Raw genomic sequence first — 8,784 nt, forward strand, 5'->3', positions numbered from 1 at the left:
TTATTTTACACATTTTCCATTTAAATCCAAATGTTATGTAATATTGCACTATGCTATTTAATGAAGTATTTGGGTAATTATTGATAATAAATGCCGGTAGGTAATTTTAAATTAACCTATATTTATTTTATGGTGAATATGCGGGTTATATTTCTCTAAAAAGCATAATATTCTTTCTGAGAGTATTTTTTTTGATTATAATGTTTTTTAAAAAATGGTGGTGGTTAGAATCATAAGTATGATTCTGTGATTGATGCAACGCCTGCACCTGAGTCTTCAATTGCACCTAAACCTTTTAAGGTCATTCCAATAGCTGCGAATGTTTGTACCAGTTCTTTGTAGGATATACATCCCATATGTCCTATTCTGAATATGTTTCCTTTTAGGTGGTCTTGTCCTCCGGCTAATTCCACACCATATTTGTCTCTTGTTGTTCCTCTGAATTCTGCGTCAGTTACTCCTTCAGGCATTTTGACTGCGGTTACTGTTGCAGAGGATACTTTTTCATCAGCAAATAATTCCAAGCCTAGTGCTTTTACTGCTGCTACACTTGCTTTTGCTGCTTTGTGGTGGCGTGCAACTCTGTTTTCCAATCCTTCTTCCATAACTATTTTTAAAGCTTCATTCATTGCGTATGTTAATGAAACTGATGGTGTGTATGGGGTTTCAGGAGGGTTTTTATCTCCACTTTTTCTAGCTGCTTTTAAATCCAAATAGAATGTGTTTGTTTCAACATTATCAACAGCTTTCCATGCATCATCATTTAATGTTATGGCTGCCATTCCTGGTGGGGCTGCTAAACATTTTTGTGATCCTGTTACACAAACATCAATACCGAATTTTTCCACATTAACTTCATCTCCTCCTAATGAGGATACAGTGTCTACAATGTATAATGCATCGTAATTTTTCATTACTTTTCCAATTTCTTTAATTGGGGCTGCTACACCGGTGGATGTTTCATTGTGAACAACAGTTATTGCTTTTATGTCTTCATTTGCGTCTAATGTTTCTTCTATTTGTTCTGGTGTTACTGCTGTTCCCCATTCAACGCTTAGTTCCTGGGTTTCGATTCCGTGTGTGTTTGCTATTTTCATGAATCTTTCACCGAATTTACCACCTACTACATTTAATATTTTTTCACCTGGTGCAACTGTATTTGCAATTGCGGTTTCCATGGCTGCGGTTCCTGATCCAGTTAATAAATAAGATTTATTTGGGGTTTGGAATACTTTACTCATTAATTCTGTAGTTTCAGTTAAGATTTCTCCGTATTTTGCTCCTCTGTGATTTACAACAGCTTTTGACATTGCAGCTAAAACTCTAGGGTCTACTGTTGTTGGACCAGGAAGCATTAATAAAATATCATCCATTAAATTTCCTCCATTAAATAAAAAAGATTTAGCATTTCTAAACCTAATTAAATGTTTGATTTTTATACTTTTTAAATATTATAGTCGGCAATTTTGTTTCCGTTTTTAATGTACATTTTTGTGCTGATATCTCTTTATATAGGATGTTTTATTAAATAAATAAGTATGGAGTTCAGCGGTGAGAAATTAACATTAAAACGCATTTTTAACTATATTTTTGGCTTATTTTTAATCACTTTAGGTGTTGCATTTTCCATAAAGTCCGATTTGGGCTCAGCTCCTGTAAGCTCAATACCATATGCGATGAGCCTTATCTGGGCAATAGAAATAGGCGTTGCAACATTCATATTTCATGCATTTCTTGTAGCTATCGAACTGATTCTTTTAAGAAGGAACTTCAAGCCAAAGCACTTCCTTCAGGTTTTCGTTGGTGTTCTTTTCGGAGCATTCACAAGCTTTTCAGTCTCATTAATGTATTTTATCCCTCCTGCCGATAATCTTGCATTCGCTTTGGTATTGTCGGTATTGTCAATATTCTTCATAGCTTTAGGACTATTTTTCTATGTTCCGACAAATATTGTTCCCCTTTCAGTTGAAGGGGTGACACAGGCAATAGCAATCGTTTCCAGAAGGCCGTTTTCCAGAATAAAGGTCTATTTTGACATAACGGTTGTCGCATCAGCATTAATCCTGAGCTATGTATTTCTGGGAAGCTTCGGAAGCGTCGGGATTGGAACAATCCTGGGAGCGCTTTTCATCGGAACGACAGTCAAATACATCCATAAGATAAACGAAAGGATTACCGGAAACAACGTCGATTTGAAAAAGATGTAGATTTAAATATCTTAATCAATATAAAAGTAGTGATGATTAAAAGAATTTGCCTTTTTGTTTTTGGTTTATTTATTATGTCTCTTGGTGTTGCCTTTTCCATCAAGTCAACATTCGGAACGACTCCAATCAGTTCAATTTCATATTCCCTTGCATTATGCGCCGGCATTGACATCGGAATTGCAACGGTAATATTCAATGCGGCACTGGTGTTCATTCAGATGATTGTCTTAAGGTCCAGATTCAGACCTAAACGACTTTTACAGTTTGTTAACTGCTTCCTGTTCGGATACTTCACTGACGTTGCTCTGTTTATTGTCTATTCATTGAACATTCCGGATAATCTCATTGTTAATGTTGCCCTGATATTTGTCAGCATATTTCTGATAGCTCTCGGAATATTCATATACATGCCGGCCGATATTGCGCCGCTTCCGGGTGAGGGATGTGTGGAATCAGTAGCGATAGTCACAGATTGGAGGTTTTCATCAATCAAGATTGCATTTGACACCACAATGGTCGCCATAGCTTTGCTGATGTGTGTTTTCTTCTATACTAATCCATTTGCAAGCGTAAATATAGGAACGGTCATTTCAGCATTCCTGGTGGGTTTCACATTAAGGCAAATTGCAAAATTATATAATCATATAACTGGCAAAGATATTAATATCGTTAATAACTGAGGTAAGAACATGGAATTTGGTGAGTGGAGTATATATTATAAGGAAATTCTTGATGACTTTGGATTTTCCCGTGAAGATGATGAAAAATGTGCCCAAGTATTTGATGAGATTTTATCCCAGGAGGGCTGTTTAACACTCGAAGATTTAAGTAAAATAGTTGGTTTTTCAGACAAGTTCATTCTTTTCGGTGCAGGCCCATCACTTAAGGATCACATCCAGCAGCTTAAGGAAAGCCATGACCTTAAAGAGTATGTTTTAGTGGCTGCTGACGGTGCTACAACTGCATTAATCGAAGAAAGAATCGCTCCGGATATTGTCGTAACAGATCTCGATGGAAACCTTGACGATATTCTCATTGCCGATTTGAGAGGGGCAAACATAGTCGTTCATGCCCACGGTGACAACATGGACAAGATTGTTAAGATACCTTCATTTTTCACAAATGTCCTTGGAACAACCCAGGCCCAGCCTGTAGGTAACCTATATAATTTCGGAGGGTTTACCGACGGTGACAGGGCGCTGTTTTTAACAGTGGCTTTAGGAGCATCTGAAGTCACCCTTGCCGGAATGGATTTCGGAGATATAGTAACCAAATATTCAAGGCCGAACATGCCTGACATTGTCGGACCTGCAGATGAAATCAAACGCAAAAAACTCCAGTATGCCGAAAAGCTGACAAACTGGGTAATCGAAAACGAGAACGTCACGATAATCAACCTGAAAGAATAGTTTTTTTAATGGTTAAATACAAATTAGATACTATGGGAATTGAAGATATATTAATGCATGATGAAAGTCTTTTTCAAAACATAAACGCTTTTGATCCTGATTACCTGCCTCCGAATTACAATTACAGGGACAGGCAGATGGAAGCTATGGCAATGGCAATAAGGCCTGCAATGCGTGGAGGCCAGCCTTCAAATGCAGTGGTGCTCGGTTCACCTGCAACAGGTAAAACTACAGCCATAAAAAAGGTATATGAACTTGTTGAGAAAAATACCGAAAAGGTAGTCTGCGTTTATGTCAACTGCCAGCTGCACACAACACGTTTCGGAATAATATCTCAGGTTCACAAAAAGATTTTCGGATTCCTGCCTCCTGAAACGGGCGTTCCCTTTGCAAGAATATATGAAAAGGTCATGCTGGAACTTCAAAGAAATGGCCAGTCATTAATCATAGCATTCGATGACGTCAATTACCTGTTCCAGAGCAACAATGCTAACAAATTATTCTATGATATATTAAGGGCATATGAAGAATATCCTGGAGTAAAAACAGCTATTTTTGCAATATTGTCTGATCTGGAATTCAGATACGCTTTTGACAAGAACGTGAATACTGTCTTCATCCCGCAGGAAATAACATTTCCACCTTATTCTTACTCAGAAATCAAAGATATCCTCAAAGACAGGGTCAATGCAGGATTTTATCCTAACGTACTCGGTGATGACGTTCTGGAAGAGGTTGCATCATACACCTATGAAAACGGTGATTTAAGGACCGGAATCAGCCTTTTAAGAACATGCGGAAACATTGCAGAGGCCGAGGCATCCCGTGAAATAACTGTAGAGCATTTCAGCAAGGCAACCGACTCCATGGTTTCAGTAAACACTGCCCAAATTTTGGATTCACTCACTGACATTGAAAGAAGCCTGATGCAACTGATTATAGACAGCGAGAAAAATGTCCTTGTAGGTACTCTGGGCGATGCATTCCGTGAAAAAGAAAAGGTAAGCTATTCCTCATTCAAAAGGACTCTGGATAAACTGGAATTTTTGAGGTTAATTGATTCAAAGTATACAGGATCAGGTTCACGAGGAAATTCACGTGAAATTATCCTTCGCTTCAACCCTGACGATTTTGACATCTAAACCTGTATATCTTTGACGGAAGTTAGTTTTGTATTTAAAATTAGACTAATTGCAATGATAACGCCTTCTGCATTAATAGCTTTAAGGGTTTGGTATTAATCTAATTATACTTATGTCCCATTTAAATCATATATGGGTTTTGTGCTGTCGCAACGGAGAGCACAGATAAAAGTAACACTAAAAATACAGCGAGCGTTACCATGCAAACTTGAATATCAATATTAGAATATGCGATTTCGTCTATAATTGAAGTTTTTTTTCTTAAATCTGCTCTTTTTGAAGTATTAATATTTTTAAACATAATATCACATCACTATATTTAAGTTGTTTGATATCCATATATAAGCAAAGAGCTAGAGAGCATTTGAACAGTATTATTTTGAAGGTAAAATCATGAAAAAATTCGAATATTTTGACGTTACAGCAGACATTGGCTTTTATGCATACGGCAATACATTAAATGAAGCCTTTGAAAATGCAGGACTTGCAATGTTTAACATAATATCAAATACAGATAATATTACACCAACCAAATCAATAACTTTTGAAATAAGCTCTGAAGACAACGTGTCTCTTTTATACGACTACCTGGAGGAATTATTGTTCTATCATGAGGTTGAATTCATGCTATTCAGCGAATTTGAAGTGCAAATCATGGATGATTATTCTTTAAAGGCAGTTATCGGGGGCGAAGAGATTGACTGGGACAAGCATGAGCGAAACTGTGAAATCAAGGCAATCACATTCCACCAAATGGAAGTCAGCATCACCGACACGGTTCAGCTAAAGGCAATAGTTGACTTATAATTATAAATAAAATGCAAATTAAATAATATATTATGAAAAGAATAAGAACAACATCCAGAAGATTCGAACAATTGTTAGGTGTTTTCGGTTCATTTTTAAGCATTATTTCCGGATCATTCATACTCTTCATTGAAAGCGGAGGGCATCAGGGAAACTCATTCATCGCCATCATATCAATAGTGGGTGCTCTTTTAGGTTTTCTGGCTTCATTTTATGTTGACAGGGATGTTGAAGTTGCAGGTGTCGGATTCATCATTGCCGCCATTCTAGTGTTAATTGGAACTCCGCACTTGGGAATCTTCGGTTCCATACTGATTCTGATTGCAGGAATGTCTGCACTCTTTAGAAAGTGATTTTCATGATTAACAGGAAAGTATTATTCATATTTTCAATAATTTTTCTGATGGCTGTTTCCAGTGTTTCTGCCGGGGAGGATAACGTCAGGATTACTGTCAATAACCGCACTTTTGACATTGAACTGGAGAATAACTCTGCCACAGCAGAATTGATTAAAAAATTGCATGAAGGAAATATCACAATTGACGCCGAAGACTATGGCAATTTTGAAAAGGTCGGTGATTTGGGATTTTCACTTCCGACAAGCGATGAAAACATCGAAACTTCTCCCGGAGACATTGTATTGTATCAGTCCAATCAGATTTCACTTTTCTATGAGTCCCATTCATGGAGCTATACAAAAATAGGTAAAATCATAAATGCAACTCCTGATGAGCTGGCTGAAGTTCTGGGCTTAGGAGATGTGGAAATAGTTTTAAGCCTAAAATAATTTTACACTTGAAGCGATTCTTTTAATACTTTATTTTATCAAAATCTAATTTTAAATTTGAATTATCAATAAATAATTATTTTTAATTTTATTTTATTTTTACAATAAATTAAAAAACTTTATATATCATTAAAACAAAGTATTATTTAATTAATTTTTTTGAGGTTATGACCATGATTTCAAATGAAAAGCAAACCGTCACACAGCTAACACAATATATTGCATCTTTATTTAAGGAAAAAGGCATGTTAATTAACGACATCACTGTTCAGAAAATCATATATCAAATTAAAATGGATTTGGGCATCAATCATCCGTTATATGATAAACTGCCTTACTACTGGTATTATTATGGTCCCTACTGTGAATTAATAACAGAATCATTCAATGATTTTGCCCCATCTTCTAAAAATTTATTTTCACTTAACAATATCAAATTGGGCACAGAATATGAAATTATTGATGAATTTCCAGAATTGATTGATTTGGGCGAAAATTTGCTGGATAAAGGAAATTACATTTACAAGGATTTAACAGAAGATATCTATAAGAATCATGCTCCTTTTGATATCATATATCCTTTCAAGTATGGTATTTTCAATCAAACTGAAAACGATAATCTGATGATTTCTGGGGATGATTATGTTAAGTTATTCAGGCAATGCCAACTCAAATTGATACAATTATATGATATTAGGGAATTTTCAACAATATTTACTACATTAACTAGACAAATTGATCTTATTAATGATAGTGATAAAATTAATGAATGTTGGTCTTTGTTAAAATCTTCAATTCGCAATTCATGGTTCACATTTGCTAAAGGATTACGTTTATACGCCCATGATTCTTATTATGATGCTTGTTTTGAAAAATGGGGTTTGACTTTCAAATACTCTTTAGAAAAACTAGAAAAAGAGATTATTGATTTGATAGATAATACTTTTGATTCTATTAATCATTATGATAATTACAAATATACTGATTCTCAAAAAAGAATACTCGACAGTACTGTTGGAGCATATCTGAGGGATGATTAATATGAATGATTTGAAATCTCATTTTTTTGATAGTAATATATTCTTGAGTGTTTCATTAGATGATAATATGAGAAAAATATGTGAATACTATTTTAAGATTCAATTTGTATGATATACTTCTATTTTGGTTAAAAATGAATCTTTTAATGTTATTTCTAATCTGGAAATTCTTTCATTTTCAATTTTGAGTTACATTAAAAAGTATGTTTTTTCAAATATGATTCCTGATGATGAAATACTTCGTTATATTAATATCATTAAAAAGGATTTTTTAAAAGAATATTCTGATGAAAAATTTCCTTTTGGTTTTCGTAAAAATAAGTTTTATAATATTGTTAATAAAAATTTTAATATTTATATGGATTTGTTTATTAAAAATGGTGCTTATATTTCTGCTATTTCAATTTTCGAAAACAAATCTGATGAATTGTCTAAATCTTTCAAAATATATTCTGATAAGTTGACAAATCTTTTAAATCATGTTCAAGTATGTTCCTTTGACAAAGACTTTGAAGATACTTATTTTCTAGACATTTTAGAAAGTGAGGGTATTCACACTCCTGATGATGAAATTCTTCTGGACAGTTTCAAATGCACCAAGTCCTTGGAGGAGATTGTTTCATTCATTACAATGGATGCGGACATTTTGGATTGCCGCCGAAGTATATCTGAACTTTTCGATTACAAAGTTTATCTTAAAAAAGCGAGAATACCTCGACTTCTTAAGTCGAGGATGAATCGGCGAGTTTAGGGGGTTACTTTTATTTTTATTTAGTATTTGTAGTTATTTTTTTCTAAAAATATGTCATTTGTTTTTTGTATTTTTTTTTACTCAGTGTACTTTATCTATTTTTTTCGAGGGTTTGGCAGAATAGTGTTCAACTGCTCTCGCATAATCTGTTTATATGCTGATGTATTATATTATATATTATAAAATCTAAAAAAATGTCTTTTATTTTTTTTTCTTTTGAAGAAAAAATTAATATTAGGAATGTTTTGGAAATGTAAACAAAAAATAATGGGTTGTGTTTTTTTTTATGGATGATTGGACTGTTGGTGTTGTGGTTAGAATTCTTCCTAATAGTGAGCAGCGTGAAGGATTTCATAGAAATTTCGGTTGTGTACGTAAAGCTTACAACGAAACCCTAGGTAAATACAATGCATTATATGAAAAGGATGATAGTATACGGCCTACTTATACTTTCTTGAATAAGTTGATGATGGAATCTAAAAAAGCATTGCCGTATCTGGATGCTATGGAATCTACCAGTTTACAGCAATCTATTAAGGATTTAAGTTGTGCTTTTGATAATTTCTTTAAAAATCCGGCACATAATCCTCCTAAATTTCATCGAAAAAAAGATAGAAAATTTAGCTTCAGACAAACCATTC

Annotated in this window: 11 protein-coding genes; 10 read left to right on the top strand and 1 reads right to left on the bottom strand. The window is 34.3% G+C overall.

Features of this window, described 5'->3' with window-relative positions; all coding sequences use genetic code 11:
* Positions 1 to 230: 230 nt before the first annotated feature.
* Positions 231 to 1,373 carry a pyridoxal-phosphate-dependent aminotransferase family protein gene (locus tag ACKI2W_RS07575; protein WP_407380808.1) on the bottom strand — a complete coding sequence of 381 codons (1,143 nt, stop codon included), beginning with the start codon at positions 1,371 to 1,373 and terminating at the stop codon, positions 231 to 233.
* A gap of 165 nt (positions 1,374 to 1,538) precedes the next feature.
* Here ACKI2W_RS07575 and ACKI2W_RS07580 point away from each other — a divergent pair, with 165 nt between their 5' ends.
* The 10 genes from ACKI2W_RS07580 to ACKI2W_RS07625 all read left to right on the top strand — a co-directional run.
* Positions 1,539 to 2,207 carry a YczE/YyaS/YitT family protein gene (locus tag ACKI2W_RS07580; protein ID WP_407380810.1) on the top strand — a complete coding sequence of 223 codons (669 nt, stop codon included), beginning with the start codon at positions 1,539 to 1,541 and terminating at the stop codon, positions 2,205 to 2,207.
* 32 nt (positions 2,208 to 2,239) lie between these two features.
* Positions 2,240 to 2,887 (top strand): YczE/YyaS/YitT family protein, encoded by a 648-nt coding sequence (locus ACKI2W_RS07585; RefSeq protein WP_407380812.1) that lies wholly within the window; start codon positions 2,240 to 2,242, stop codon positions 2,885 to 2,887.
* Positions 2,888 to 2,896: 9 nt separating this feature from the next.
* Positions 2,897 to 3,616, top strand: a complete 720-nt coding sequence (locus ACKI2W_RS07590) for a 6-hydroxymethylpterin diphosphokinase MptE-like protein (RefSeq protein ID WP_407380814.1) — start codon at positions 2,897 to 2,899, stop codon at positions 3,614 to 3,616.
* 8 nt (positions 3,617 to 3,624) lie between these two features.
* On the top strand, positions 3,625 to 4,758 hold the full coding sequence (locus ACKI2W_RS07595) for an ORC1-type DNA replication protein (RefSeq protein WP_407380816.1): 1,134 nt from the start codon (positions 3,625 to 3,627) through the stop codon (positions 4,756 to 4,758).
* Between the two features lie 393 nt (positions 4,759 to 5,151).
* Entirely contained in the window at positions 5,152 to 5,565 is a 414-nt protein-coding gene (locus tag ACKI2W_RS07600) for an archease (protein ID WP_407380818.1), read from the top strand.
* 32 nt (positions 5,566 to 5,597) lie between these two features.
* Positions 5,598 to 5,918: a hypothetical protein gene (locus ACKI2W_RS07605; protein WP_407380820.1), complete on the top strand. Its 321-nt coding sequence runs from the start codon at positions 5,598 to 5,600 to the stop codon at positions 5,916 to 5,918.
* 5 nt (positions 5,919 to 5,923) lie between these two features.
* On the top strand, positions 5,924 to 6,352 hold the full coding sequence (locus tag ACKI2W_RS07610; RefSeq protein WP_407380822.1) for a cyclophilin-like fold protein: 429 nt from the start codon (positions 5,924 to 5,926) through the stop codon (positions 6,350 to 6,352).
* Between the two features lie 173 nt (positions 6,353 to 6,525).
* Positions 6,526 to 7,392, top strand: coding sequence for a hypothetical protein (locus ACKI2W_RS07615; protein ID WP_407380824.1), 867 nt, complete (start codon positions 6,526 to 6,528; stop codon positions 7,390 to 7,392).
* 358 nt (positions 7,393 to 7,750) lie between these two features.
* Positions 7,751 to 8,143: a hypothetical protein gene (locus tag ACKI2W_RS07620; protein ID WP_407380826.1), complete on the top strand. Its 393-nt coding sequence runs from the start codon at positions 7,751 to 7,753 to the stop codon at positions 8,141 to 8,143.
* A 286-nt stretch (positions 8,144 to 8,429) separates the two neighbouring features.
* Positions 8,430 to 8,784 (top strand): helix-turn-helix domain-containing protein (locus ACKI2W_RS07625; RefSeq protein WP_407380828.1); only part of this gene is annotated, 355 nt, incomplete at its 3' end.

This window comes from Methanobrevibacter sp., from assembly GCF_045603845.1.
GTDB lineage: Archaea > Methanobacteriota > Methanobacteria > Methanobacteriales > Methanobacteriaceae > Methanocatella.

Coding starts and splice junctions, on each gene's coding strand:
- ACKI2W_RS07585 (WP_407380812.1), top strand. CDS start 2,240: ATGATTAAAAGAATTTGCCTTTTTGTTTTTGGTTTATTTATTATGTCT.
- ACKI2W_RS07580 (WP_407380810.1), top strand. CDS start 1,539: ATGGAGTTCAGCGGTGAGAAATTAACATTAAAACGCATTTTTAACTAT.
- ACKI2W_RS07615 (WP_407380824.1), top strand. CDS start 6,526: ATGATTTCAAATGAAAAGCAAACCGTCACACAGCTAACACAATATATT.
- ACKI2W_RS07575 (WP_407380808.1), bottom strand. CDS start 1,373: ATGGATGATATTTTATTAATGCTTCCTGGTCCAACAACAGTAGACCCT.
- ACKI2W_RS07605 (WP_407380820.1), top strand. CDS start 5,598: ATGAAAAGAATAAGAACAACATCCAGAAGATTCGAACAATTGTTAGGT.
- ACKI2W_RS07620 (WP_407380826.1), top strand. CDS start 7,751: ATGGATTTGTTTATTAAAAATGGTGCTTATATTTCTGCTATTTCAATT.
- ACKI2W_RS07590 (WP_407380814.1), top strand. CDS start 2,897: ATGGAATTTGGTGAGTGGAGTATATATTATAAGGAAATTCTTGATGAC.
- ACKI2W_RS07595 (WP_407380816.1), top strand. CDS start 3,625: ATGGTTAAATACAAATTAGATACTATGGGAATTGAAGATATATTAATG.
- ACKI2W_RS07610 (WP_407380822.1), top strand. CDS start 5,924: ATGATTAACAGGAAAGTATTATTCATATTTTCAATAATTTTTCTGATG.
- ACKI2W_RS07600 (WP_407380818.1), top strand. CDS start 5,152: ATGAAAAAATTCGAATATTTTGACGTTACAGCAGACATTGGCTTTTAT.